General features: G+C 42.4%; 26 protein-coding genes and 1 pseudogene. 9 read left to right on the top strand and 18 right to left on the bottom strand.

The window, feature by feature from the left end:
- Window positions 1-302: 302 nt before the first annotated feature.
- From BM135_RS10855 to yhfZ, 5 genes and pseudogenes are all read right to left on the bottom strand, one after another.
- Window positions 303-1,336, bottom strand: a pseudogene (locus tag BM135_RS10855) (aminotransferase).
- Window positions 1,248-1,523: a DUF2620 family protein gene (locus BM135_RS10850; RefSeq protein ID WP_245737383.1), complete on the bottom strand. Its 276-nt coding sequence runs from the start codon at window positions 1,521-1,523 to the stop codon at window positions 1,248-1,250. Before BM135_RS10850 ends, BM135_RS10855 begins: the two are co-directional and overlap by 89 nt.
- Window positions 1,524-1,612: 89 nt before the next feature.
- Window positions 1,613-2,788: a YhfX family PLP-dependent enzyme gene (locus tag BM135_RS10845; protein ID WP_092519743.1), complete on the bottom strand. Its 1,176-nt coding sequence runs from the start codon at window positions 2,786-2,788 to the stop codon at window positions 1,613-1,615.
- Between the two features lie 103 nt (window positions 2,789-2,891).
- On the bottom strand, window positions 2,892-3,254 hold the full coding sequence (locus BM135_RS10840) for a PRD domain-containing protein (RefSeq protein WP_092519742.1): 363 nt from the start codon (window positions 3,252-3,254) through the stop codon (window positions 2,892-2,894).
- Between the two features lie 54 nt (window positions 3,255-3,308).
- Window positions 3,309-4,217, bottom strand: a complete 909-nt coding sequence (gene yhfZ, locus BM135_RS10835) for a GntR family transcriptional regulator YhfZ (protein WP_092519741.1) — start codon at window positions 4,215-4,217, stop codon at window positions 3,309-3,311.
- A 418-nt stretch (window positions 4,218-4,635) separates the two neighbouring features.
- Between yhfZ and BM135_RS10830 the strand changes: the two genes are divergently transcribed.
- Window positions 4,636-5,340 (top strand): hypothetical protein, encoded by a 705-nt coding sequence (locus BM135_RS10830; RefSeq protein ID WP_092519740.1) that lies wholly within the window; start codon window positions 4,636-4,638, stop codon window positions 5,338-5,340.
- A gap of 205 nt (window positions 5,341-5,545) precedes the next feature.
- Here BM135_RS10830 and glpD read toward each other — a convergent pair whose 3' ends face one another.
- The 6 genes from glpD to gntX all read right to left on the bottom strand — a co-directional run bounded on the left by glpD (window position 5,546) and on the right by gntX (window position 10,892).
- Window positions 5,546-7,039, bottom strand: coding sequence for a glycerol-3-phosphate dehydrogenase (gene glpD, locus BM135_RS10825; RefSeq protein WP_092519739.1), 1,494 nt, complete (start codon window positions 7,037-7,039; stop codon window positions 5,546-5,548).
- A 276-nt stretch (window positions 7,040-7,315) separates the two neighbouring features.
- Window positions 7,316-8,074 (bottom strand): DeoR/GlpR family transcriptional regulator, encoded by a 759-nt coding sequence (locus tag BM135_RS10820; protein WP_092519738.1) that lies wholly within the window; start codon window positions 8,072-8,074, stop codon window positions 7,316-7,318.
- A 101-nt stretch (window positions 8,075-8,175) separates the two neighbouring features.
- Complete coding sequence (glpG, locus tag BM135_RS10815; protein WP_092519737.1) at window positions 8,176-9,024, bottom strand: rhomboid family intramembrane serine protease GlpG; 849 nt, start codon at window positions 9,022-9,024, stop codon at window positions 8,176-8,178.
- 72 nt (window positions 9,025-9,096) lie between these two features.
- The gene (gene glpE / locus BM135_RS10810) at window positions 9,097-9,420 is read right to left on the bottom strand and encodes a thiosulfate sulfurtransferase GlpE (protein ID WP_092519736.1); all 324 of its coding nucleotides are present in this window, start codon (window positions 9,418-9,420) and stop codon (window positions 9,097-9,099) included.
- 153 nt (window positions 9,421-9,573) lie between these two features.
- Window positions 9,574-10,149 (bottom strand): Fe-S biogenesis protein NfuA, encoded by a 576-nt coding sequence (gene nfuA, locus BM135_RS10805; protein ID WP_092519735.1) that lies wholly within the window; start codon window positions 10,147-10,149, stop codon window positions 9,574-9,576.
- Between the two features lie 59 nt (window positions 10,150-10,208).
- Window positions 10,209-10,892, bottom strand: coding sequence for a DNA utilization protein GntX (gntX, locus tag BM135_RS10800; RefSeq protein WP_092519734.1), 684 nt, complete (start codon window positions 10,890-10,892; stop codon window positions 10,209-10,211).
- 38 nt (window positions 10,893-10,930) lie between these two features.
- On the opposite strand from gntX, the gene bioH reads away from it, so the two are divergent.
- Window positions 10,931-11,707 carry a pimeloyl-ACP methyl ester esterase BioH gene (bioH, locus tag BM135_RS10795; protein ID WP_092519733.1) on the top strand — a complete coding sequence of 259 codons (777 nt, stop codon included), beginning with the start codon at window positions 10,931-10,933 and terminating at the stop codon, window positions 11,705-11,707.
- A 68-nt stretch (window positions 11,708-11,775) separates the two neighbouring features.
- Here bioH and BM135_RS10790 read toward each other — a convergent pair whose 3' ends face one another.
- Entirely contained in the window at window positions 11,776-12,219 is a 444-nt protein-coding gene (locus BM135_RS10790; protein WP_092519732.1) for an OsmC family protein, read from the bottom strand.
- Window positions 12,220-12,642: 423 nt separating this feature from the next.
- On the opposite strand from BM135_RS10790, the gene BM135_RS10785 reads away from it, so the two are divergent.
- The gene (locus BM135_RS10785; RefSeq protein ID WP_092519731.1) at window positions 12,643-13,524 is read left to right on the top strand and encodes a helix-turn-helix transcriptional regulator; all 882 of its coding nucleotides are present in this window, start codon (window positions 12,643-12,645) and stop codon (window positions 13,522-13,524) included.
- Here the strand turns inward: BM135_RS10785 and BM135_RS10780 are convergent.
- A complete protein-coding gene (locus BM135_RS10780; RefSeq protein WP_422646141.1) occupies window positions 13,517-15,049 on the bottom strand; it encodes a DHA2 family efflux MFS transporter permease subunit in 1,533 nt (510 codons plus the stop codon). The two genes, BM135_RS10785 and BM135_RS10780, sit on opposite strands and share 8 nt — an antisense overlap.
- Entirely contained in the window at window positions 15,039-16,226 is a 1,188-nt protein-coding gene (gene emrA, locus BM135_RS10775) for a multidrug efflux MFS transporter periplasmic adaptor subunit EmrA (protein ID WP_175486094.1), read from the bottom strand. The genes BM135_RS10780 and emrA overlap by 11 nt, the downstream gene beginning before the upstream one ends.
- A 546-nt stretch (window positions 16,227-16,772) precedes the next feature.
- Between emrA and BM135_RS10770 the strand changes: the two genes are divergently transcribed.
- Genes BM135_RS10770 through BM135_RS10745 form a run of 6 tightly spaced genes read left to right on the top strand, consistent with a single transcriptional unit; the run spans window position 16,773 to window position 22,500 of the window.
- On the top strand, window positions 16,773-17,954 hold the full coding sequence (locus tag BM135_RS10770) for a LuxE/PaaK family acyltransferase (protein ID WP_092519730.1): 1,182 nt from the start codon (window positions 16,773-16,775) through the stop codon (window positions 17,952-17,954).
- A 9-nt stretch (window positions 17,955-17,963) separates the two neighbouring features.
- On the top strand, window positions 17,964-18,320 hold the full coding sequence (locus tag BM135_RS10765) for an iron-sulfur cluster assembly scaffold protein (RefSeq protein ID WP_092519729.1): 357 nt from the start codon (window positions 17,964-17,966) through the stop codon (window positions 18,318-18,320).
- Window positions 18,317-19,498 carry a cysteine desulfurase family protein gene (locus BM135_RS10760; RefSeq protein ID WP_092519728.1) on the top strand — a complete coding sequence of 394 codons (1,182 nt, stop codon included), beginning with the start codon at window positions 18,317-18,319 and terminating at the stop codon, window positions 19,496-19,498. The genes BM135_RS10765 and BM135_RS10760 overlap by 4 nt, the downstream gene beginning before the upstream one ends.
- Window positions 19,495-21,189: a fatty acyl-AMP ligase gene (locus BM135_RS10755; RefSeq protein ID WP_175486092.1), complete on the top strand. Its 1,695-nt coding sequence runs from the start codon at window positions 19,495-19,497 to the stop codon at window positions 21,187-21,189. The genes BM135_RS10760 and BM135_RS10755 overlap by 4 nt, the downstream gene beginning before the upstream one ends.
- Before the next feature lies 1 nt (window position 21,190).
- Complete coding sequence (locus BM135_RS10750) at window positions 21,191-21,436, top strand: acyl carrier protein (RefSeq protein ID WP_175486090.1); 246 nt, start codon at window positions 21,191-21,193, stop codon at window positions 21,434-21,436.
- Window positions 21,433-22,500, top strand: coding sequence for a flavin-containing monooxygenase (locus BM135_RS10745; protein ID WP_092519725.1), 1,068 nt, complete (start codon window positions 21,433-21,435; stop codon window positions 22,498-22,500). The genes BM135_RS10750 and BM135_RS10745 overlap by 4 nt, the downstream gene beginning before the upstream one ends.
- A gap of 60 nt (window positions 22,501-22,560) precedes the next feature.
- Here BM135_RS10745 and BM135_RS10740 read toward each other — a convergent pair whose 3' ends face one another.
- The 4 genes from BM135_RS10740 to BM135_RS10725 form a co-directional block, all read right to left on the bottom strand.
- Window positions 22,561-22,800, bottom strand: coding sequence for a FeoC-like transcriptional regulator (locus tag BM135_RS10740; RefSeq protein WP_092519724.1), 240 nt, complete (start codon window positions 22,798-22,800; stop codon window positions 22,561-22,563).
- A 12-nt stretch (window positions 22,801-22,812) separates the two neighbouring features.
- Window positions 22,813-25,137 (bottom strand): Fe(2+) transporter permease subunit FeoB, encoded by a 2,325-nt coding sequence (gene feoB / locus BM135_RS10735; protein ID WP_092519723.1) that lies wholly within the window; start codon window positions 25,135-25,137, stop codon window positions 22,813-22,815.
- 116 nt (window positions 25,138-25,253) lie between these two features.
- Window positions 25,254-25,502 (bottom strand): ferrous iron transporter A, encoded by a 249-nt coding sequence (feoA, locus tag BM135_RS10730; RefSeq protein WP_092519722.1) that lies wholly within the window; start codon window positions 25,500-25,502, stop codon window positions 25,254-25,256.
- Between the two features lie 286 nt (window positions 25,503-25,788).
- Window positions 25,789-26,316, bottom strand: coding sequence for a pyridoxamine 5'-phosphate oxidase family protein (locus BM135_RS10725; protein ID WP_092519721.1), 528 nt, complete (start codon window positions 26,314-26,316; stop codon window positions 25,789-25,791).
- Window positions 26,317-26,579: the final 263 nt, after the last annotated feature.

Genomic DNA, 26,579 nt, shown 5'->3' with positions numbered 1-26,579 from the left:
TAATAGCGTCACATTAAGTAGACGTAAACCACATAGAAAAATGGGGTATATGTTCACTTGCTGTCTATCTTAAAAGTAAGAATACAGGAAATGAGTTAATCTGATTCATTAAACCAAGCGAATGGATGAGCCTGAGGGGATTTGTCAATGATAATGAAGCGCCTCAGGCTTTTTTCTAAAGTTTAAATTCAGGCTGAATGTTATCTCGCAAAAATAGACATTATAGATGAAGAACAAGACCTTGAATTCATGACCCTAATATTTTCTGAATGCATGTTATTTACCATTTAAGCTGCGCTCTTTTATTTCAACTGGCAACTTTCTCGTAAAATGCGCATTATACGGTATCTGCTCCGCTGCGATTGGGGTTAATGCGGATCATACGTTGTTCCAGCGGGGGATCTGTTTGACGGAATGTACCGGAAATGCGGTAAAACAACGGCGGGATTTCAAACTTTGACTCTGCACCTACCGGATAAGGTAGTGCGCCGAATTTATGGGCTGCGGTGAGTACTTTCTCTGCGATAGGTTCGTGAAATTCTACTAATAATACTTTTGATTGGGCATTGGCGAGAAAGGCGTGTTTTACCTGTGGCACCTCTCCCTGATTCAAACGAGTGACCAGTTCGTCATTCACTTCTGCTTGTACTGCGTGCATAACTGGTGCGAATACCATACCACGCAAGGCATCCATTGCCTGATAACCTTGTATCTGGCAGCCACCGGAATACATGTTGTGGCGTAGGTTATCAATGATTGCCTGTTTTCCGACTATTATCCCAACGTCTTGTGGTCCCAATAATTTGAAGCAAGAGAATGTGGAAAGTGTTGCACCGTACTGACAACCAATTTGTGCCACTTTCATAGCGGCATAGTTGTCGTCTATCAACGAAGGGATGTCATGTTGATTTAGTGTATCGATAACTTCTTGCAAGGAATAACGGTCAGATATCTTCTGGCGTGTATGCTGAACAAGGCTGGCGGTTGGTTGGTATTGCTGGATGGCAGCCACAATTTGTTCTGTGTGGTTGAAATCCGCCTGAACGATACGAAGCCCCATTTGTTCAATTGATGCTTTGGTCGTGGGGTAAATTGGCGCGTTATGCACAAGCAATATTGAATTGGGATTGACTAAGGCAGCCAGTCCCGCGCGCAATGCACCTGTTCCCGCTCCATTGACAAAGGCCGCATTTTCAGCGCCAAAAAACTCCGCAATCATCGACAGCAATAGCGCGGCACCGTTAGGGTCAATGCTGACGGGTTTTTCGATCATGCCTCCGAAGCTCATCGGGCCAATCGCCTTGGTCGCCAGATAGCCGATCAGTGCGGTGAGCATGACCAAAAGCCTTTTTACCTGCTTTTACATGGGTAATAATCTCTTCATCAGACAGGATTTTCCCCGGCATGCTGATAGTGGCACATTGATCTAATCCGATAAGAGCAATTGCGATTGCCAAAGCACCTCCCCCACCGGTATTGCATGCGCCAAGATAGTAATCTGCTTCGCCATTTTTTATTGCCAAACGGCCGGATCATGCGGTAAATCCACTATAGCGAAAATAACATTATTTAATGATGGAATAATATTATCTGTGATACCTCTTCTGAGGGACTATTTAGAATAGCCACTATTTTTCCAATTTCCTTGACTGTCATAAATGCCTTCAAGTTTTGGCGAGCCAGACTGAATACCTGAAACGAGGGCAACATCACTGCGTGTTATGAAAATCTGAGGCCGGAAGCACATAAGCACTGGGCTGCCAATAGGATGGGTGCCTGATAGCGGGAGGTGGTAATCAATACAGGGTTCACCCAAACGCAGTATGCGCACTTTTTTAGGAGAGATGGCGCGTTCAGGAAAAACCAACGCATGTTTCATATGTCCGCGTTTATAGGAGCCGCCACCATAGCAGTAACTGTTGCCATCATGGTGATGAGAAACCTCGGTGAGATAGGCCATCGCAATACATTCCGGCTCCTGACCACTGACATTGGCAGGGACGGTACCGGTCAAGGCATGACCCGGTTCTAAGTGGGTGGCACCATATTTGGCCAGTAATGGTATGGTGCTACAACTTGAGGCTGCCGGCGCATTGATTTGTGAAAGTTTAATACCGAGTTGTTCAAGCCGGTTCCGCGCACGAATGAGAGTTAGTAAATTGGTCGTGGGTAAGGTTGTCTGATACCGAGAGTCCCATGATAGGCAGGGAAAATGAGTCAGTCCGCTCAATTTGATACCAGGCATGAGCTTTAAAGCATCCACGACGGTATCGAGTTCACTAAAGGTGATTCCTGCTTCTTGGCCGGGAAAGGTAATATCTCGTTTATCAAATACTTTCAGCATGATGGGCTGAATTCGCCCCAATTTCTCCGCCATATCCGAAATGGCTTGTGCTTTTTCAAGGGAGAATACAGTAATGATACTCGGATTATGCTTGAGCATAGTTTCTATTAAATGGGTTGGTGTCTGCACCAAGTGGCCTATGTGGCACAGCGGTATATCATGCTGACTCAGGCTATAGGCTTCCCTGAAATCGACAGCCACAACGCCGCGATAACCGAGTTCAATTAGTTTCTTGGTCAGCCAGGGATTACGCCCAATTTGTTTGGTCATCAAATAGAGTTCAATGCCATATTGCTCTGCAACTTGCAGCAAGAGACGGCCATTGTCTAAAACCTGATCTACATCAATGACGTAAGTATCTGGCAAGATTGCACCTTGATGCCAAAGATTTTTTGCAACTTCAATCAATTTGGGGTTCTGTTTTGTTAATGCCTCAATAAACATAGGGTGCTCTTTATGTCTGCAAAGCAGCAAAGCTGTGTGAAAATCGAAATTTTTTACACAGGTAAATCTTCATTTTTTTAAATATTCATATAGGAATCAAAAGCTAATCTCTTTCGAATGAAAGCATTAAACCATATAAATTTGCTAACAGATAGCCTTCTTCATTGGGATGTAGTGCCACTGTAAATTTTCTGATTAGAGAGCGATGAACTGTAATTAATTGATTGTAATATTCAGATTGCTCGAGTTTTACCAATATGTCTTTATCCAGCGGGGAAACTCTTTCGCCCCGGCGTGAGCGCATGAAAGCACTTGCCATATGGGTAAGTACCATTTCACCTTGTGGATGACAGACAGGAATAAGCCAGATATCTACGATAACATGCTGGAAGTTTTGCATGTTATCGTAGATATCTTGATCTATAACGCCACCCTGTAGCAGGATAGTTAGCCGTTGTTCTATCATTGCTTTTTGATATACGTAGGTGTTAATAAACCGTTTATTTTGGCTGATCGAGTTTCAATAAACGGGTTCGATGGTACCTGCTACTACATTTTGTTGATGGGTCAGCAATAGATCCCGGTCAACCATAGTATGCAGGAGTTGCTGGATGGGGATATTATCCTTGCGGGCAAGAATAACGGCTTCAGAAGCCTTGATAAAACATTCGCTGTCGTCGGGGAGTTGTGTCATCAGGCCTTGTGCTATCAGTTTATGGCCTTGCCCAACATTCCAGATGGCCGCATCAATGTGGCCTTTTATGATTTGATTTAGGCACTCATGATAGGAAACCTCGACCAATTCAATATCTTTTCCAGCAACGTATTGATTTGTCATTATTTTTTGGTCTGCTGAGGTGCTATCTAATCCAACGCGGCGAATGGATTCCATTTCGCCATGACGAAAGATTAACCTATGCCTGTCGGTATAACTTTGTGTCTCTAGTGAAAGCGCAATATATAGATCTTTGTTTTCTGGGGGTTGCTCTGCAGCAAGCCTTGACGTTACTGCTAAATCGTAGACGCCGTTCAGCAAACACTCAATGCGGATATCCGAGCCACGCATATGTGCAAAGTAAAAAGGAACACCTGCACACAATGTTTTTAAACCACTTGCCAGCCCTTCATAAGCACGGGTGTAGGGGAGCGGCATCGCACAAACCACATTGCCAATATCGGCATACTCCAGGAGCAATTTGTGGTTTATCTGTGCAAGCAAGCTACCATTACGACCACGACGCTTAATTCCAACCGCTTGTGCCTGCTCGAGAGATTTTAATGCGGCTTGCATCAAACCCACGGACAATCCACATTCTTTAGACAGTAATTCTATGGTTTTCAGGCGATTGCCGCATTTCTCAGAGAGGAGATAGCGAGCCAAAAATGACTGTGCGATCCCCTCTTTCTTAATGAATGTTTGACTCATCATTGCAAGTTTTTATCTATTCTCTTTTATCTTCATAAATTTGAACATAAATCGCAATAAGCGAATTAAAGAAAGGGGATTAGTATCACAATTGCGAAAAAAATGAAAATTTAAAAAATAATAAAGTCTAATATTATCAATATCTTGAAGATATATTTTGATTTTTCATTGAAGATATAAAAACCGCCATTATGGAAAAATATAGGGAATATAGAGGAATTATTTCTGATTTATATCTATATTTTCAGCCATTTATATATAACCAATAGATAAAAACATGTTAGTTTCATGTGCGATTATAACTTTTGTTATTTTATGTTTTCTTTAATGAAGGGAGTAGGATTAATAACCCTAATTCTCTCGTGTTATATAGGAGAACATTTTGTTTAGGTGGAAAAAATAACCAAATCGCGGAGAAATATTGACGAGTGATCTCAGAAGTAAAGGAATAGAGATTATACCCTTCATCTTTCAAGTTGCCTCTTTGTTGGCTACGCTCGCTCACCCCAGTCTTAATTCTATTATTTACGCTCTTAATAAGATTAACAAAAAAGTGAGAAATTTATCTGGAGTGGTGAAAAATATTAACATTTATGTAGCGGAGGAAACAGAAAGAACTGAAGTTAGATGGCTGAAAATAGAAGACAAAAAGACTTATAATGAATTGATTTCGAAAAGAGTATGGGTTGAAAGTCCATGTCTTCATATAAATGATAAGCAAATTACGCAAGTGAATAAAGTTAAGTCTCTCCCACATTCTTTCTGGGGAAGCAGTGGGCTTAGAAATACAAGTCACTCGGGTCAAGTTGGAGTGAATGTGTCTGGTGTCTCCGATCAACTTCATCAGGAGTCCATATCAGGGAAAAGGAAATTATTGGAATCTAATCCCGAATGTTCAACTAGGGTTATTGCTTCTATCGTACATGAAATTGGGCATATACTTCATGCACAGCGCATTGAATCAGAAAGAAAATTTTGGTGTGCTAGAAGGACGGATGAGCAAGGGGAATATACTATCCCAGCAATGATTGTTGAACAGGTGAGTGATTATGCTATACAGAAAAATAATTCGAATGAATTTGTTGCAGAAGTTTTTACTGGATTACCACATAATTGGAGTCCCTAATCTCTTGATTTTATATCCCGTTAGTAAAAAAGTATTTTATTGGATTAATAGGGATGATTGTTTTCGAAAATTTACGGTCAGTTTGGGGGATGTTAATGAGCGGGGGAAAACTCATATGATAGGAATAAATTATGATAGGAATAAATCGAAACGAAAAATGGCGATAATTTCTATCGCCATTTTTCACGCTGAATCAAACTTGCAATTAAGCGGCTTTGACGTTTTGTGCCAGCCAATCAGCTACACGTTGCTTCTGTTCATTGGTGAGCCACATACCCAGTTTAGTACGGCGCCAGATAGCATCATCTAACTGTGTTACCCATTCGTGCTCAACTAAATAACGCAATTCAGCTTCATACAAACCATGACCGAAAAATTCGCCAAGATCAGTCAGTGCTTCAGCGCTTTTCAGGATGATTTGGCTGTTGCTGCCGTAAGTACGGGCATAACGCTGTGCCACACCTTCTGGTAACCAGTTGTGACGTTGACGCAGAAGACGCGCATAACCATCGCGATCGCAGCCTTCCAGCTCACCACCCGGTAATTTGCAATTTTTCGTCCATGCCTGACCCGCGTTGGGGTAGTACTGTGCCAGTTTATCTACAGCGTGTTCAGCCAATTTACGATAAGTTGTCAGCTTGCCACCGAATACGGATAGTAATGGCATCTGACCTTGCTCATCCCGCACATCCAGAGTGTAATCACGGGTAATCGCTTGTGGTGAATCGGATTCATCATCACACAAAGGGCGGACGCCAGAGTAAGTCCAGACAATATCATCGCGAACAAGTTGTTTCTTGAAGTGGTCGTTATAGACTTTCAGCAAATAGTCGATCTCTTTATCGTCAATTTTGACTTCTTTTGGATCGCCTTTGTATTCAACATCCGTCGTACCGATGATCGAGAATTCGTCATTCCATGGAATAACAAACACGATGCGATGGTCTTCATTTTGCAGAATATAAGCCTGTGGTTCATCGTGAACGCGGGGAACAACAATATGGCTGCCTTTGATCAAGCGGATGCCATAAGGCGATTTCAATTGCAGGCCGTTATCGAAGAAATTTTTCACCCAAGGGCCTGTTGCGTTGACTAAACCTTTTGCGCGCCATGTGTTGGTTTCGCCAGTCTTGAGATCTTTGGCTTCAACTATCCAGTAACCGTCCTCACGCCATGCGCGGGTCACTTGGGTACGAGTACGTACTTCGCCACCGTGTTTTTGAGCTTCCTGTGCGTTCAGAACAACCAGACGCGCATCATCAACCCAACAGTCTGAGTATTCAAAGCCACGAGTGATAGAAGGGTTCAATACTGAGCTTGCACCAAATCTCAACCCTTTACTGCCCGGTAAGCTAACGCGTTTGCCTAAGTTATCGTACAGGAACAGGCCAATGCGGATCATCCAAGCTGGGCGCAGGTGTGGTTGATGTGGTAGACGAAAACGCATCGGGAATGCAATATGGGGAGCCAGTTTTAAAAGCACTTCCCGTTCTGCCAGTGCTTCACTGACCAAACGGAATTCATAATGTTCCAGATAGCGCAAGCCACCGTGGATTAGCTTGGAACTGGCAGATGAAGTTGCGCTGGCCAAGTCTTGACCTTCCAACAGCAGGACAGAAAGTCCCCGGCCAGCAGCATCTGCCGCAATACCAGCGCCGTTAATTCCGCCGCCGATTACAATCAAGTCTTTGGTTTCCATTGCATCCCCTTTGAAATGTTCGAAACAGTTCTTTAATGTTCGTTTTCGCTCAAAGATTGTAATCAAAAATTCATCAGCCGCCAACTATTAACTCAGAAAAAACATATCCACGTGATACAGGTAACAAATCTTGATCATATTCATAAGATTAATAAGGATCTTGTGGGATACAAATTTTGAGAGGAAATATTTATGGAAGGAGTCCCATTTGAAAAGAAGCCCCACCAGAATTTCAGGTGGGGGAATATTACGATGAGATTATTGCGTAAAAAGTGATTAGCACAGTTCCAACTTAACGTTATATTGATCAATGACTTTCTGGACGTTGGGAGGCGGTGTTTTATCCGTGAACAAGAAATCAATCAGGTTCATGTTACCGAGATTAACCATGGCACTGCGGCCAAATTTTGAATGGTCGGCAACCAGCATGACACAGCGGGAGTTTTCGATAATAGCGCGTTTGGTACGGACTTCGTGGTAATCGAATTCCAGTAATGAGCCATCACTATCAATACCACTGATCCCAAGAATGCCGAAATCAAGGCGGAACTGGGAAATAAAATCCAGCGTTGCTTCACCAATAATGCCACCATCACGGGAACGCACTTCACCACCCGCCAAAATTAGCCGGAAATCTTCTTTGCCCATAAACAGTGTTGCGACATTGAGGTTGTTGGTGACAATCCGTAAATCGCGGTGGTTTAGCAGGGCATGCGCCACGGCTTCTGGGGTTGTTCCAATATCGATGAACAGGGTTGCACCGTTTGGAATTTGGGTAGCAACGTGTTGTGCAATGCGAGCTTTTTCATCCGACCACATTATCTTGCGGTCATGATAGGCGGTGTTGACGGAGCTGGATGGCAGCGCGGCACCGCCGTGATGACGCTGGATTTTATTTTTATCAGCCAGATCATTTAAATCACGCCGGATAGTTTGCGGGCTGACATCAAAATGTGCAACCAGCTCTTCAGTGCTGACATAACCTTGAAAGCGCACTAACTCGATTATTGCATCATGTCGCTGAGTTTGCTTCACAACATTCCCCTAATGTTTGCATAGATTATAGTTGCCCAAAATTACCTCTCTATTTCAAGTCGTTATTGCAACATGAAATATATCGGGTGTTTTTTGGAATTTTATTGGTTTTTTTGTTTACGCAAATTATTCAAATTATCCCATAGCCCCATCAATAACCCGATAATTAACCCTGAAATATGGGCGGTATTGGCGATGTTGAGTGAAAATAGATTGAGATAGCCAACCAATAACCAAATGATAGAAATAGCGATTAACCCTCTGGGAGCACTTATTCCACGTTTAGGTGACATTTCACCTGTTAGCCAGACATATCCGATCAGTGCGTAAACCACACCAGACAGCCCCCCGAAATTAGCTCCGCTGAACAATGATTGTGCCCAGCCACTGAAAAATGCTGAGACTATTGTGATTTCAAAAAGTTTGCTGCTGCCAATTTTTTGTTCTACCTGACTGCCGAAATACCACCATAATGCAAGATTAAAGAGGATATGTGTTAGAGAGAAATGTAGCAGGGCTGGGCTGATCCAGCGCCATAATTCCAGATATTGATCACTGTTAGTCGGCCACGCCAGCCAGTTCATGACATCGGGAATGCTTGTCATTGTTATCCAAAGATAAACAAGGATACAGAGCATCGTTATAGTAATTGTCAGCGGCCCAGACTGACTTTTTAGTGTCTTCAAGTTCAGGCTGTTGTGGTACTTGAAGGAGCTGGCTGGTTTGCCAGTTTGCCAACTGGCAGCCTGATAGCGTTCATGGAATGGATCGCGGGTAAAGTGGTGAAGTTCCTGTTCAACCCGGTTTAGTTGGTTGTCATCTTCTAACCAGAGTTCAACGAGTGACGATTCATTGTTGGGCCGCATGATCAAATGAATGTCCTGCGTCGCCATATAATCAATAAAGGCCTGAGCCAGTCGAGGGTTGGATATTGAGGTTACATGGATCATTGCTCGTCTTATCTCTGCCTTAAGTTGAAGTTAATTGCACAGGGATTAATCGTGTATTAGTGCGTTAAAGATTCATTGAGTATGGACAGCGTGAGGATATTCTCTTTGCCATACTTCAAAGCCTCCATTGACACTATAAACGGTCTCAAACCCTATATTGATCAGGTATTGTGCTGCACCCTGGCTGCTATTGCCGTGGTAGCACATCACCATGATCGGTTGGTCAAAATTTGCTTCCTGTAGAAGGCTATTAATTGTTTCATTTGTCAGGTGAAACGCACCTGTTGCGTGTCCAGAACGGAAGCTTTGTGGATCGCGGATATCTACCAAGACTGCGGTTTTGTCGAGCCAGTGTTGGTAAGCCTGTTCAGGGTTTATCGTTTGAAAATGGTCCATAAATACTCAACATAGTTTCTCAAATATTCATTTTCAATATATTAATTTCTTAATAGTCGTCTAGTATGACCTTACCGCCTTCCCAATATTTACATTGGAAAGGCGTGGAAATGTAGATAGAAAATATAGAAACATCAAAACAAGAATGAAAAATCAGTAATATGAATGTTCACCGCGCTGGTGTTCAGTCAGATCTTTCACGCCTTTCAATTCAGGGAACATCTGCAATAACTGTTTTTCAATCCCTTCTTTCAGGGTGACATCGACCATTGAACAGCCGTTACACCCACCACCGAATTGCAGAATGGCGTAACCTTCATCGGTGATTTCCATCAGGCTGACACGGCCACCATGCCCCGCCAACTGTGGATTAATCTGTGACTGTAGGACATATTCAACACGTTCAATAAGTGGGGCATCATCAGCCACTTTACGCATTTTGGCGTTCGGGGCTTTCAGGGTCAGTTGAGAACCTAGTTGATCGGTTACAAAATCAATGACGGCTTCTTCCAGGAAAGGTGCGCTGATTTCATCAACATAGGCGGAGAGTTGGTCGAACTTCAGTTCGGTGTCAGTAGCTTCAACAGCATCCGGTGGGCAATAGGAAACGCCGCATTCAGCCGTCGGAGTTCCGGGATTAATGACAAAAACGCGGATCTGTGTGTCCGGTTCTTGATTTGCCAGTAGTTTGGCAAAATGCGCTTGCGCTGCTTCAGTAATATTAATCATGTCATTTGCTCAATAGTTGACTGTTCTAGTTGGTTATAATACGCCCATTTATAAAGGAACTACAAGGTTCGGCATATTGCCCAAGCCTGTACAGAGCGAGCTCCCGCACGAATTAACAACTGTGAAGCTTCATGCAGCGTGGTGCCTGTGGTGATCACATCATCGAAAATAGCGACATGTTGATCGGCAAAATCGCCCTGTAATTGAAAGGCTCGCTTAAGATTGGTTCTCCTTTGGGCAGCAGATAAGCCCCGCTGTGTGAGTGTAGCACGTGAGCGTTGCAAAAAACCGGGGTGATACGGGCATTGCAGCCAGCGTGAGAGGGGGCGGGCAATGAGTTCAATCTGATCGAACCCACGTTGCCAGCGTTTTCTGTTGTGCAGAGGAATACCCAGTATACGATCCGGCTTATGCCAGCGGCCTTCTCGATAGCCTTGTAACCAATGCAGCAGGAACAAGCGTGCCAGCACTGGCGCGAGTTGCGGAGTACCGTGATACTTATACCGCTTAATAAGCTGGCTTAACGGCGGAGTATAATCTGTAATGGCGATCAGATGTTGCCACAGAGGGGGATTTCTCACGCATCGCCCACAGGGAAGATCGCTGGATTCAGAAGGCAGTGCACAGCGGGGGCAGACCTGTTGCTGCCGCTTTAAGTAATAATGGCAGATGCAGCAGATTCCATGATGGGCAAGATACAAATTTTGATGGCATAGCCAACAGTATCCAACCATTGTTAGCATAGTTTCCTTCCTTGGTGACAAATAAAGTGAGAATAACAATGAATCAGTTGTCTTGGCAGATAATCGGAGATGCACCACGTGATCTTGTGATGCTGCACGGATGGGGATTAAACGCTGAGGTTTGGCGTTCAGTGGAAACGCGATTGGCTTCGCATTTTCGTTTGCATCTGGTGGATTTACCGGGATATGGCCGTAGCCAATTGTATCCGGCAATGTCATTGGCAGATATTGCAGATACGGTATGGCAGCAAGCGCCAGAAAATGCTTTGTGGCTCGGCTGGTCTTTGGGGGGATTAGTGGCCAGTCGGATTACTTTAGATCATCCGACACAAGTTGCGGGTTTGGTCACTGTGGCTTCCTCACCAAAATTTAGTGCTGATGGAGATTGGCCAGGCATTAAGCCAGAGGTTTTGCGTGCATTTGAACGTCAATTGAGTTCGGACTTTCAGAAGACAGTCGAACGTTTTCTGGCTTTGCAGACACTGGGAACAGACAGCGCACGTCAGGATGCCCGTATACTGAAATCAGTGGTACTGAACCAGCCGATGCCGACAGTCGATGTATTGAATGCTGGTTTGAAAATCCTGCGCACTGACGATTTAAGAGAAGAGTTGTCTCGGCTTCAATTACCTTTCCTGCGTCTTTATGGTTACCTTGATGGCTTGGTGCCACGTAAAATTGCTTCGCAGCTTGATAGTGCATTGCCACATACGCATTCCATTATTATGCGTAATGCGGCTCATGCACCTTTTATTTCCCATCCTGATGAGTTTGTCGAAATATTAATGAACTTTACTTCCAGTATGGAATGGTAATCAGTATGGAATAGTAATTTATGCTAAAAATTACCCATAACATGAAAAGTTATGGGTAATAAACCATATTATTTGACAGGATAAACTTCAGTCACAATTTCGGGTGTATTAACGATAGTATCGAGAACAGGGCAATGATTTTCGACAAAAGTAATAAAATCTCGGATCTCTTGTTCGGTATTATCTGCTTTAACATAAAATTTTGAGGTAATTTTTGAAAAACCCAGTTTGGCGTTTTTATTTATGCCTTTGATTCGGTCGAGGTCTAATTCACCTTCTAGTGTTATCTTGATATCAATCAGATTTATCTTCTGTGCATTAGCAAAGACTTTCGCCACCATAGCCTGACAGGCTCCGAAAGCGGAAAGTAATGCTTCTACCGGAGTCATTGCTTCATCTTCCCCTCCTAAGCTTTTTGGTTCGTCTACATAGAAGGAAAAGTTTCGTGAGGAACATTTCATTTTCAGAGGCCCTACAGGCTCTATAGTTGCAGTAAATAACTCTTTAGACATATTGGTATCCTTAGGTTATTAATAATGATAGAAATGCAAATCAGATAATAAGGGACTGTTTTTTATTTTTCAATTTTAATGAAACTAATAAAATTTAGTTCCCAAGTAATAACATAAATTACATTAAAACAGTGAGTAAACTTGTTCTGGTAAAAAACATTATCAGAGTTAAAAAATGAATTTTTTATCCTCATTTTTCATGTAAATATTTCTTTACATATTATCTTTGACAGGTTATCAGTGTGATAATATTGCGATTTCTAAACAAACATAATAATCCTATGTGAATTGTGCTATTAGCCTTGTTATTATTGGTTGACTGTATATGGTTGACTGCATATCGGCTACAAGATTAATGTAGAGAAGATTGCAAATTAAGATCGACTACATTCACTCACTGCTTTGTTGATAAGGATTGAGGTTATGCTATCAAATATTCCGGCTGCCCCTAGGTTTATCCAGCAATATAAATATGCTACTAGTGAATTAAACTTTCTTTACAATGTATCAACTGAGTGGCATCAACATCCCTGTATTCAACTCAGCCTATCTTTACATACAGATGAATCGTTAGCCTTATCAATACAGGATGAGACTCACTCCACTCATGGTTTTCTGATTCGCTCAAACGTAATGCATAAGATGGACTCCTCCAATACCTGTAGCATTACATTGCTTATTGAACCGATTGATGAACATTACCATTTATTTAGCCATCTCACAGAGAATGTGGCAGTAATTTTGCTAGAGCATGATAATATTGTGGCAGTAACAGATTATCTGGTTAAGTCGTTTCTTTGTGGTGAAAAACCAGACACATTCACTGTTTACTTGTTACTTAGCCCATACTTGTCATGTCATTGTCAATTTGATAAACGTATTTTGAAAGCTGTTTCGTTTATCGAATCGCTATCAGTAAAGCGGATTTCATCCCGTCAAGTGGCTGATAAAATTTACCTTTCTGAAAGCCGTTTTTTACATCTTTTCCGTGATCAAGTGGGAATTAACTTTCGGGCTTACTTACTATGGTTACGCTTAAGTGATGCTATTGAGGAGATTCATATGGCTGATTCCTTAACCTTGATTGCGAATAACTGTGGTTTTTCTGATACTGCTCATTTTAGCCGGACATGCAAAATGGCTTATGGAATGCGCCCCTCCGATCTTAAGCAGATAATTCAACAAAATTCACAGCTCAACTGTCACACAGCTCAATGCCTTTATAACATCAATAAACAGGTAATACATAGTATTTCCGAGGAACAAGAGCATCATGAAGAAGAGGCTCATCTCCAAATTATGTAGACGACAAATTCGATCTGGAAAACCACAGAATCAAGATTAGTGCCAGAAAAATAAAACCAAAGAGCCAGAAAATTTCGTTAGCGGCCAGAATTAAACTCTGGTTGGTGATCCTCTTTGCCAAAAAAACGGTTGCTTGCAAGTCAGATAATCCTAAGAGCTTGATATCCTGATAAGCTAAATCGACAAGAACGTTATTTTGTGTGATGTGCTCAGTGAGCTGAGAATGATGAACCGCTTCACGTTGAACCCATAACGTATTGGTTAACGATGTACCTATAGATATGGCTAATGTTCTAAAGAAGTTAAACAAACTTCCAGCTGAGGCAACTTTCTCCTGAGGAATATCAGATAAAATAATCACATTGAGTGGCATAATAAAACAGGCGATCGCTATCCCCTGCACAAACTGTGGCCATGCTGCGCTGGAAAAATCCATTCCAGACTCAAAAGTATACGCTCGCCAAAAAAAGCAGAAAGAGAAGACAACAAAGCTAAGAGTAACCAAATAGCGCATATCAATTTTAGCACCAAATCGGCCAATGACTGGGGCTAGAAAAACAGGAAGAATGCCAAGAGGAGCTAATGCTAGTCCAGCCCAAGTGGCGGTATAACCAAAAACTGTCTGTAACAACTGAGGTTGTAAGACTAGGACACCGATGTGTAATAAAAATGCCAAACTAATACAAATCGTACCAACTGTAAAATTGCGTGATTTAAACAACGATAAATCAACAATCGGGTTATCATCAGTCAGTTCCCAAATGATAAATAGGATAATCCCTATCGTTGCAATAATAGCCAGCAAGATGATCTCATTGGAATTAAACCAGTCGAGTTCTTTTCCTCTGTCTAACATGAGTTGTAGGCAACCAACACCGATAATGAGTAGAACCAACCCCACCTTATCAACTGGGATAACCTCAGTTTTTGTTTCACGCTTATTCAATAACAAGTAAGTGATAAAAATAGCAGCCAGGCCGATGGGAACATTGATCAAGAAAATCCAGCCCCAGTGATAGTTATCGCTAATCCATCCACCGAGGATTGGACCACAAACCGGGGCAATAATGACGGTCATAGACCAGATGGCCAAAGCCATACTGTGTTGGTTCTTAGGAAAATTCGCTAAAAGCAAGCTTTGTGATAAAGGTATAATAGGGCCTGCAACAGCACCTTGCATAATCCTTGTAATAATTAGCATTTCAAGGCTATTGGATATGCCACATAGCCAGGAAGAAATGATAAAAAGCAGAGTCGAAATGATAAACAGCCGTACTTCCCCTACCCGTTTTGCCAACCAGCCAGTCAAAGGAATAGAGATTGCATTAGCAACACCAAATGACGTGATAACCCAAGTTCCTTGTGACACGGATGATCCAAGATCACCTGCAATGGTTGACAATGCCACGTTAGCAATTGTCAAATCCAATATTTGCAGAAAAGCGATAACCGCCAGAGACAGGATTAGCCACCAGCGTTGGCTGGCTGATAAAGGTTCCATAGCTGTGTGATCCTCAATTTTCATCACTTGCGTTGCTTTTTATGATTTGCTCAATGATTTCATCTATCTCATTATTATTGAATGAAAGGACATCAGTCTGATAAATAACCCGTTGTGGAGTTTTATTAGTCAGAGTTGTGCCTGCTGTTTCTCTGGTATCAACTGTCGCATGCATGGATAAACCGATTCGTAATGGATTGGAGGCAATTTGTTTCGGATCTAATTCAATGCGTACAGGGAGGCGCTGAACCACTTTAATCCAATTACCTGTTGCATTCTGAGCAGGGAGGATAGAAAAAGCGCTGCCGGTTCCTATATCCATACCCGTAATACGTCCCTGATAAGTAACACTATCGCCATAAAAATCGCTGATTAACTTGACGGGCTGCCCCAGACGCATATCAGTGAACTGTACTTCTTTAAAATTTGCCTCAACCCATATCTGGTCAGGAGGAACGATAATCATCAATGGCGTGGATTGATTGATTTGCGCTCCAACTTGAACACTGCGGCGTGATACATACCCACTTACCGGAGCGTAGATTTTAGTACGTTGTAAAGACAACCAAGCTTCACGTAAATTGGATGCTGCTTTTTCTATATTTGGCAGCTTGTTTAGTGGCGTTCCCATCACCAAAGCTTGATTGATTTTATACTGCTGCATGGCGACTTTTAAATCTGCCTTAGCAATATCAACAGCTTTACGAGAGTGATCCAGTTCTTCAACAGCGATGACATTGACCTTACCCAACTTTTCCCGTCGTGCTAGATTACTTTTTAACTTGTCTAAGGTAAGTTGTTTTAATTCCACATTGGCCAGGAGCTTGGGATTACTGAGGATAGTTTCTCGTGTTTCACGCACTGCCTGGGCTAATGCATGCTTACTTTTCTCGAAGATATTCTTAGCGTCAGCACTATCCAACGTTAGTAAAAGGTCACCTTGCTGAACAAAATCGGTATTATCAACATAAATATTTTTCACACTGCCATGGGTTTGAGACATGACTTGGATCTGATTACCGACAACATAGGCGTTATCTGTTGATTGGTAGAAACGTAATACTGTGTACCAGTAAAACAGATAAGCTAAACCAACAAACAAAAAAAGTAATACAACAAAAGAAAGTATTATTTTACGTTTTTTCTTATTATTTTCTTCTTGTGGTTGTTCAGGCATTGTTTCAATTTGGTTATTTCCCATACTCAACTCCGATTCATTGAATGAATAGGCATATCCAAAAACTTATATTGATATGCTATCTCCAGACATCCGTATTTGCCCTATCACAGGTTTACCACTCTCCTCAAATGAGAAACCAACTTAACTATATATCACCCTCTTAGCTTTATCGTTTCATATGACTCAAATGAAAATACTGTTCATAGAGTGAATTTCATACTTAGAAATTCTGCCTGCTAACACTTTAAGATACTCGGAATATTCACTTTATAACTTATTGAAGTGATTGAATTGAATAATCTGGCTGAGGTGGGTGGAACTGAGGAAGATGGAAGGTAATGTTAAGAAAAAATTTATGTAATTATGACAGGCAGTCATGTATTCCATACAAATTATTTACAGAGGGACAAAATTAGCCAGTTTATTCAAGCAAAATTAAAGCACCATCGTTAGATTTGCGTTTGCAAGAAATTACTTATACGAATTACTTATTTCTTATGCATATTTGGTAAAGATATTCGTTAAACGATGGTAAAAAAATATATAATAACTATAAGGATGGTTTATATGTTCAAATCGATAGAGTTGTATGAAAAAATAAAGGAAGTAAATGGTGACTCTATAAAATGGTTAATCACAAATAGTAACTTTCTCTATAGTCTTCCAATTGAAGAACAACAAGAATTAAAAACCCATATTATTAGAGATGCCTTTAAATATCATTTTGAAAATAATGCTTACTACCGTGAACAATGTCAAAATAAAGGGGTACAACCTAGTGATATTCAAAATTACACAGATTTAGTAAATATCCCGGTTATTCCCGTATCTACGTTTAAATCTGCAAATAGTCATCGTCTTTTAAGTAAACCTCTTTCCAGCATCGAACATGAAATGCGTTCGACAGGCACTAGTGGTATTCCGAGTGTTGCCCGTCGATGTGATGAAACAATGGATTATACGACTCTGGGTCTCTATAACTCATTTCGCGATATGCTTAAACTCTCCAGTGGTGCGGGACTCTGTTTATGTCCTTCCACAGAGGAAATCCCTGAAATGGGCATGATAAAAGCCTTCAATTGGCTGGCTGGGTTACTGGATACAAATCGCTTTATGGTTAAGGAAGAACGTTTTGTTCCGGAAGAAGCTGTCAGTCAATTAAAAGAATGGCAAGGAAAATTTACTCGCCATCTGATTGGGCCTCCATTTCTTATTCATCGTTTTATCAGCTTCTTAAAAGCTACAAACACTAAGTTGGAATTGGATAGTGGAAGTATGGTCATTACGCTCGGTGGCTGGAAGCGTTTCACTGGTGCCATGATCTCCCGCACCGAATTTAATCAGGAGCTGGAAACTTGGTTGGGTATTCCTGCTAACCAGATTCGTGATATGTATGGACTTGTTGAAGCTAACTTTTTGGCTATAGAGGATGAGTTTAATCAAAAACACATACCACCTTATATTCATTTCTCTGTGCGTGATCCGGAAAATTTGTCCCAGGAAGTTGCTGATGGTGAGATGGGACAGCTTGTTATTTTTGATCCCATAGCACGCTCAACACCGGGTATGTTGTTGACTGAAGACATGATTTATCTGCGTACTGATTATGATCCATCAGGGCGTAACTCCCAACGTATGCAATATGTTATGCGGGCACCTTCTGCAACAGAATTCGGCTGCTGTGCCGTTAATCTCGAAGGTAAAATGTCTGCTGATGAACAAAGGGATGCGTGCCCTGTGACTCAGTGAGGTTTAATCATGTTTAATGAAATTATCACTGATAACTTCTGTAATCCTGATTTTCAGGGAAGCCTAACAAATCCGGATATTCAACTGAAGTTGGGTAACCCTGTGTGTGGGGATACAGTGAATATTGATTTGTCATTGAGTGAAGGAGGGCATATCAATGAGGCTCGTTTTCAAGCCTGGGGATGTACGACTTCTTTAGCCATGTCCAATCAGTTTTGTCGTCAGGTTCAAGGAAAAACGCTGACAGAGATTGCCCAATTCAGCACACAAGATATCGATAGTATGTTAGGTAAGTTGCAACCTTCACAGCAGCATTGTTTGGCTATGTTGCATGCTCTTTTTCAGCAGGTAAGGGTGCATATATGACAATGTTGTACTTTGATTTCAATGCGACAACACCACTGAGTCATAAGGCAAAGATGGCAATTCAGGGTATGTTGGATCAATTTGGCAATCCTTCCAGTAGATATCGTTTGAGCCAAAATTTGGTGACGTTGATTCATCAGGCAAAAGAGTCAATAGCTCAATTAGTGGGAGGTTCGTCAGAAAGGATCATTTTTACTTCTGGGGGAACAGAGAGCAATAACTTGGCGCTGCACAGTGTATTCAGCCAGCTTCCAGTTGGTCAATTATCACGCTATCACGCTATCTGTTCTGCAATTGAACATTCTTCAATTCTGGAACCTCTGCGTTGGTATCAAGCGCAAGGCCTGAAACTCACAGTCATTGAACCGAGTAAAACAGGAAGAATAGATCCGGATACCTTGTGTAATGCCATCACACCCCAAACTTGTTTCATCGCATTGATGGCGATCAACAATGAAACTGGTGTCATTCAACCCTACGATAAGCTGGCTTCCAGACTGAAAGGAAAAGGTATCCATCTGCATTTCGATGCCATACAAGCAGTAGGAAAATGGCCGATGAGCAGTTTTGATGATATCCCATTAACTATCTCCTTTTCCGGGCATAAGTTTTATGCCCCTAAAGGGATAGGTGGGCTGTATTACAGCCAGCAAGTGAAAATTAATCCCTTACTACATGGCGGTGGACAAGAACACGGTTTACGTAGTGGCACAGAAAATACATTAGGAATAGCCGGATTAGCTGCTGCTGCAAAAGAAGCTCATGAAGAATTGATGCAACGCATTAATTACTGCCGTGAAATGAGAACTTACCTGCTCACTCAATTAGATGAGTTCGGTGTGAATTATCACGTCAACGGTGAGACAAATCCTGAGTATCAGGCTCCATGGACATTAAATATCAGTTTCCCTGGTATTAGAGCCGAAGCGTTAGCAAGCCGATTGGATTTATGCCACGGTATTTCTGTTTCATTGGGATCTGCTTGTAGCAATAACTCACAGTCACCCCAACGTTCACATGTTTTACTTGCGATGCAATCTCCCCATGACTATATCGATAGTGCATTAAGGATAAGCTTTGGACATGTTACTGAGCAGCATGAAGTTAGTGTTCTGGCTAATGCTTTACAACAGGAAACATGGCATCTATTAGCTATTGCAGGAGAACAAAGAATATGATGTTGGAGCATGCACAAACACTATTATGCTGTTTTAAACATTATGCTTCACAGCGGCCAAATCAAATTGTATATCGTTTTTTACCTTCAGGAGATTCAGATACTGTTACCCTGTCTTGGCAAGAACTCGAACAACGTTCTCATCAACTGGCTTGTGCACTCGTTACTGCTGGGCAGCAAGGGAAAACGGTTATTTTGATGTACCCTGCAGGTCTGGAGTTTATTGTCGGGTTATTAGCCTGTTTTAAGGCTGGGGTTATTGCTGTTCCATCCAATGTAGTTCGCGGAAGTCGCCATCTACAAAGGTTAACTCAAATCTTGAATGACTCCGAAGCTAAAGTGATTCTCACCACTTCAGGGTTAGGCAGGGTTTTATCAAATGAATTTCCTGAGTTGGGGATCATATATTACTCGGAAAATCAGCCAATAGATGAAATAACCGAACTTCCCTCAATCAGTCCAGAGCAATTGGCTTTCTTGCAATATACCTCTGGTTCCACTGATACCCCTAAAGGAGTGATGGTCACTCACGATAATTTAATCCATAACTTGCGGGCAATGAATAATACTTTTGGCTTGCATGAAGGGTTAGTTATTGGAGGCTGGATACCTCAGTTTCACGATATGGGATTGGTGGGACATATTTTAATGACTATGGCCTTGGGTGGACAATATAACTTCATGTCACCATTATCATTTATCCAGCAGCCATTACGTTGGTTACAGTTGATGCATGATTATAAGGCAGAATTCTGTTGTGCCCCCAATTTTGCTTATGACTTATGTGCTGACCAAGATTGCTCTGGGCTTAATTTGGATCTGTCCCGCTGGCGTTGGGCTGGTAATGGTGCCGAACCCGTTAGAAATGAAACATTGATGCGTTTTTATCAGGCAGTTAAAGAATATGGGTTTATTTATCAAAGCCAAATACCTTGTTACGGCATGGCTGAAGCGACTCTGGTTATCAGTTCATCCACGAGTGAAGATCCTCCATTGAGTTTAACACTTTGCAGCAGCAGTCTGGAAAAAGGGAAACTGGTCTTAAAACCCGATGGGATTATAATGCAAGCCTGTGGTCAGGTTGCACCTGGTCACCGAGTTGTTATTGTTAATCCGGATACAAAAGTATTGTGTGAGCCTGATGAAATCGGTGAAATCTGGGTTCAGGGACCAAGTATAGCCGTAGGATATTGGAATAATCCACAACAAACCCAGCAAAACTTCATGGCCTATACGACCACTGGCGAAGGGCCTTTTCTCCGTACCGGTGATCTCGGTTGTTTGTATCAACACCATTTGTTGATTACAGGCCGTTTGAAAGATCTGATTATTATCCGGGGGAGGAATATCTATCCACAGGACATTGAATATACGGCCACTATGCAATCCATAGCCTTTCGTTCAGGAAAAGCAATAGCTTTTGAACTGGGACAGCAGGTTGTTGTCGCCATAGAGCTGCAAAAAAATGTGAAACGGGAAAACAACAAGTTCAGAGAATTGAGACGAAATGTAATCCAGACACTTAATGCAGCGTTCGATATCGATATCGCTGATTTAGTGTTTATTCAAACTAATAAATTGCCTACAACCAGCAGTGGAAAAGTACAACGAAAACTCTGCCGTTCGCTCTACTTGCAAGGCAAATTACAACTAGCCGATGTACTGTCTACCACCGAAACTCAAGGAGCATAATATGACTGAGCTGGAGTTAAAAGGCTGGCTGATTGAATATTTAACACCTTATTTCCAACGCTATGACCTTCCTATCGGTGAACACGTTTCTTTCGATAGTCTTGGCCTGGATTCTGCAAGCAGGGTTACCCTGATTGGTCAGTTAGAAAAAGTATTGCAGCGAAAATTGGATCCTATCCTTGGCTATGAATACCCCACTATTCACGCTTTGGCTGAACACATACTGCAATTGGAGCCAATGCCATGAAAATCGATTGCTTGATCGTTGGTGCTGGGCAAGCGGGGCTAACGCTGGCAGTTACCCTTAACAAAAAAAAAATTAATACTTTGATTCTGGAGCGAGACCAGCATATTGGCGATGTTTGGCGTAGGCGTCCCGACAATATGTTATTATTTACTTCCCGGATGATGAGCCAGTTACCTGATTTTCCTTTGCAGGGCGCTCCTGATGGCTATCCGGGCAAGGATGAGATAGCAGATTACCTAGAACGTTATGCACATCATCATAATCTAAATGTATTAACGGGAACACAGGTGATCAGTGTTAAGCATCAAGATGGGTTGTTTACGCTGACTACAGAAAAAAAGGAGCAGTTTTCTGCTCCTTGTTTAATTAACGCCACTGGTGCTAATCAAGTACCAATTATTCCTGAGATGGCGAGCGATCTGTCCCCTTCAGTCCAACAACTGACGGCTGACCGTTATCAGAACCCAGAGCAATTTCAGGCTGGGTCTCGGATTGCTGTCATAGGTGATGGTGCTAGTGGCCGACAGATATCAAAAGAACTTTCCTCCTCTATGCAGGTTACTCTATTTTGCGGCTCTCCTCGTCCTCTCGTGTCAAATAGAGTTCTGGGGAAGGATCTATTCTGGTGGCTACATAAATCAAAGATACTGTATGCAGATACTTCAAGCCTGCTCGGTAAAATAGTGCAACGACGTAATCCACTTCCATGTGGTGAACTTACTAATCAACATCTATCTGGGCTTAATGTGCAGATAGCACAAAAATTGGTAAAAACTGAACATGAAACACTATATGACCAACAAGGAAAAAAATACCAGATTGATGGACTGATTTGGTGTGTGGGATATAAGGACGCAACTGATTGGTTGACCTTACCTGATATTAGTGATTCACAAGGTTTTGTCTGCGAAAGTGGTAATATAAACGGAGGAAAAACAGCCTATTCGGGGCTGTTTATCGTGGGCAGAAAATGGCTTAGTAGTCGCAGCTCTGAGTTATTACTGGGTGCTGCCAGAGATGCACAACGAGTCGCACAATGGGTAGAACAAAAGCTGAGGGCTTAGCTATATGTGGCTCTCACCTGGTTCGTCGTTGATGTTTAATTTAGACAACGGGGCAACTCCTTATTTTTTTACGGCAATCTGATACGCCTTAGTGTCACATTTTTGCGTTTCCGGGCACTGTTTGCAGCCCCCGCTGAGGCAGGAGGAAGTGTCCACTTCCTCCAGTTTACCCATAATGACAAGCTGCTTGAGCATGGCTTCTACCATTGGCAGCGGTGCTGAAAACTGATGGCTCAATGACCTTGCATCGGTACGCCCGTTGAGGGCAACAGCATCTCTGATTTTCAGCAGATTAATCATTTATGGCTCCGACTAGTGGCAACTGCCCTTTGAACATTCGCAACTACGGTCAGTCGTGTTATTGAACATAACGGTAACTCTGCTGCGTGCGCGGCGTAAGCCAATAAAGACTAATATGTTAAACAGAATCACGGTCGAGATTGTTATCAAGCTACTTTGTGGATGAGCCGAAAACGTTGTGATTTGATAAAACAGCGCTGACAGAGAATAAGCGACGTTCAATCCCCACAGAATGGAGAATGTCATCCAGCCACGGCTGGTTTCGCGGGCAATGGCTCCCATGACGGAAACGCAAGGCACATACAGCAGCACGAAAATCAGGTAGCTGTAAGCGGAAATAGCAGAGCCGAATTTGGCGCTCATGGTTCCCATTGAACCGCGATCCATATCGCCGTCACCTTTGCTGGCTTCAATCGGGTTAGAAAGTGCATTCAGCGTGAAGGTTTCTTTCAGGCTATCCCACGTTTTTGCTACGGAGCCCTTTAGTTCATCCAATAAATTAAATGCATCTGGATTGAATGGCTCTTGAGTAATGTTTTCTGCGGTATATAGGGTATTCAGGGTTCCTACAACCACTTCTTTTGCCATCGCTCCGGTGATAAGCCCGACAGTGGCTTGCCAGTTATCAGAATCCACACCAATGGGGTGCAATACAGGCGTAAGCACTTTACTGACGGAAGCTAATGCTGATTCATTGATATTATCCACGGTCTTACCGGAGAAGGAGAAACTGTTCAGGGCACCAATCAGCATACTCGCCGCGACAATCACTTTACCCGCGCGTATCACAAAACCTTTCAGCCTCTGCCATGTCTGGAGCAGCAGAGTTTTGGCATGAGGAACGTGATAGACCGGCAGCTCCATCACAAATGGCGATGCTTCACCACGCATCAGCGTGTATTTGAGCAGCAGCCCTGTCAGGATGGCGACGACAATCCCCAGTATATACAGGGAGAAAACGATACTTGCCCCACTTTTTCCAAAGAAAGCCGCTGCAAAGACGGCAAAGATCGCCAATCTTGCCCCGCAGGACATAAATGGTGCCATCATGATGGTAATCAAACGTTCGCGAGGGGCGTCCAGTGTTCTTGCTCCCATCACGGCAGGCACGTTACAACCAAAGCCAACAATCAAGGGCACAAAAGATTTACCCGGCAATCCCATTGCCTGCATCATCCTGTCCATGACAAACGCCGCTCGTGCCATATAGCCGGAGTCCTCCAGAAAGGAGAGGAACAGATACATCATGCCAATTTGGGGAACCAGCGGCAGTACCGTGTTGATGCCTCCACCAATTCCCTGAGCAAGGAACACCGTCAACCAATTCTGGAAATGGAGAGTATGACCAAGCCATTGCATCCCATCAATAAAAATGGCGGTGGAAGCGCCGTCGAAGATTGGCTGTAAAGCTCCCCCAATATTGATGGCCAGCACAAACATCAGGTACATGGCAAACAGGAAAATAGGTACCCCTAACCAGCGGTTCAGAATAACGGTATCTAACGCTTGGGTTAGTTTATTTGGTGTTGCCGCGCGGGTATCAATGACAGACAGACAAATTTCACTGATTGTCTGGTAGCGTGAACCTGCAATGATGAGGTCGGGTTCTTCAATTTGTTGTTTTTGCAAGCGCCCGTTGCTTTCTGCCAGTTGCGCGTGAGTCAGGCCGGATACCTCACGGCTGTAAATATCTCCTTCCAACACTTGCAAAGTCAGCCAGCGACACTGTTGTGGCGTGAATTTCTCTGTAATCTGGCTGGAAAGGTGGAAAATTTCCTGCAATAACGCATCAGGATAATCAACCTGAACAGGGCGGAACTTCTGTGAGGTATTTTGTGGGTAATTATCAATGATGTTTTTTAGTGCATCTATTCCTGTGGCGCGGGTTGAAACCAGCGGGATGACCGGACAGCCGAGGCGTTTCTCCAGTGCTGGAATATCAATATTGATGCGTTGGCTTTGGGCTATATCCAGCATATTCAGTGCAATGATGCAGGGAATGCCCAGTTCAATCAATTGCAGTGAGAGATAAAGATTACGCTCCAGATTCGATGCATCAACAACATTGATCAACATATCGGCTTCACCCCCCAGAATGTAGTGGCAGGCAATCTGTTCATCAATGGAGGTTTGCTCAGAAATAGTGGTGAGCGAATAAGTACCAGGGAGGTCGACAAGCTCGACTTGATGGTCATGGGTGGTAAAGTGGCCTGTTTTGCGTTCTACCGTAACGCCAGCCCAGTTTCCTACTCGTTGTCGGGAGCCAGTAAGCTGGTTAAAAAGCGTCGTTTTGCCGGCATTGGGGTTACCAATCAGGCCTATAGTTAATTGTTTCATTATACTTTCTGCCAATCAGGAAGCGACTTTCATACTCTGGTTATAAATTTGGTTATACCTTCGTACTCTGGTTATTAAGCTGGTTATAAAACGGTATAGACAATGGTTGTTCTGAACTACATCGACTCAGTGCTTTGTGGATTCAGATCTTCATGCAACATGAGAAATGCCAGGTCTTGCTTACGAAGGGTAAGGTTAACTCTGCGTGTTTCGATTTGTATTGGATCGCCTAACGGAGCAAAGCGAATAACCTGAAATGTTGAGCCGGGTAACATGCCGAGTGACAATAATTTTTGCCGATAAGCGGGACTAATCTCTGGAGAAAATCCCAGAATTTTATATCTATGTTCTGGAATAAGAACCATATAACTCTCCATTCTGACTGAAAAATAAGTGATTATGAGAATTATTATCCTCAATAAAGGGAAATTCACAAGAAAAAAATTCGGTAATTGATCTGAACTCTAATTGTTAATGATAATAATACGTAACTGCGATACAGATTATTTATACTGAATAACGCAGGAATAAATTGATATTAATCAAATTAATGGTGGCTTTATTGGAAATAAATCGCTATTGGAATTGTTTAATATTCGGGAAATTTTCTTGAACTGATAAGCCCTGTCAATAAACAGGGCTCGTTGGTTTTCATTGACCTTTAGGAGGGTAACTTAGTTCACTCAATGATACTTGTACACGCTCATCATCTTGATGTTGGCTCCAGGCATTTGAGTCGTACACCCACCATTTTTCAATTTCCAACTCATAAAAACGGCGTACGGCATGGCCTTGATAGTCACTGATAGGACGGGATTTTTTCTTTCTGATAGCGGGATCAGGATAAGTTTTTAAGAAAAAGTAGTCATAGGTTTCTTCTATTTGATCATCGGGGACTTGGCGGGCACTACCAACAAATTGAGCACCAGCCAGATCCAGCGATGAATCAGGCATAACCCGACTACTGTAGATTGTACCGCTTACACTGGGATTGATACACAATTCTTGCGAATGTCGGGTATCTTGTTTGGAGTACCAGATCAGTGTCAGTGGATTGTATTTCGGAATATAAAACATTGTTGATGACCAGACTGTATCTGCATCTGGATCATGAGTGGAAAGACTGAAAAAACGGATATTGCTGAGTAGATCAAAACTGCTTTGGACGTGTTTGTTCATGTTTTTTCCTCAACAGTGTGAATGAGTTCTTTATACCTAAAACCCGAAGCCCATTGGGTATAAGAACATCAGGAAGTTTTTTATATTATTCAATAAGTTCCCATTGTTATGAGATTTATTGCGAAACGAAGTATACGAATTATTTATGTAAAGATGCAGGTGTCATCACTTATTCAAATTTATCACGTCAGCAATAAATAGAATTATTACTATGAAAACAATGGGGTTTTTAGAGTGGATATTGAAGAAGTTTTATTATCTTC

Source organism: Xenorhabdus japonica (assembly GCF_900115195.1).
Classification (GTDB): Bacteria; Pseudomonadota; Gammaproteobacteria; order Enterobacterales; family Enterobacteriaceae; genus Xenorhabdus; species Xenorhabdus japonica.
The sequence above is the reverse complement of the archived record's forward strand: the minus strand, read 5'-3'. Positions and strand labels throughout refer to the sequence as shown.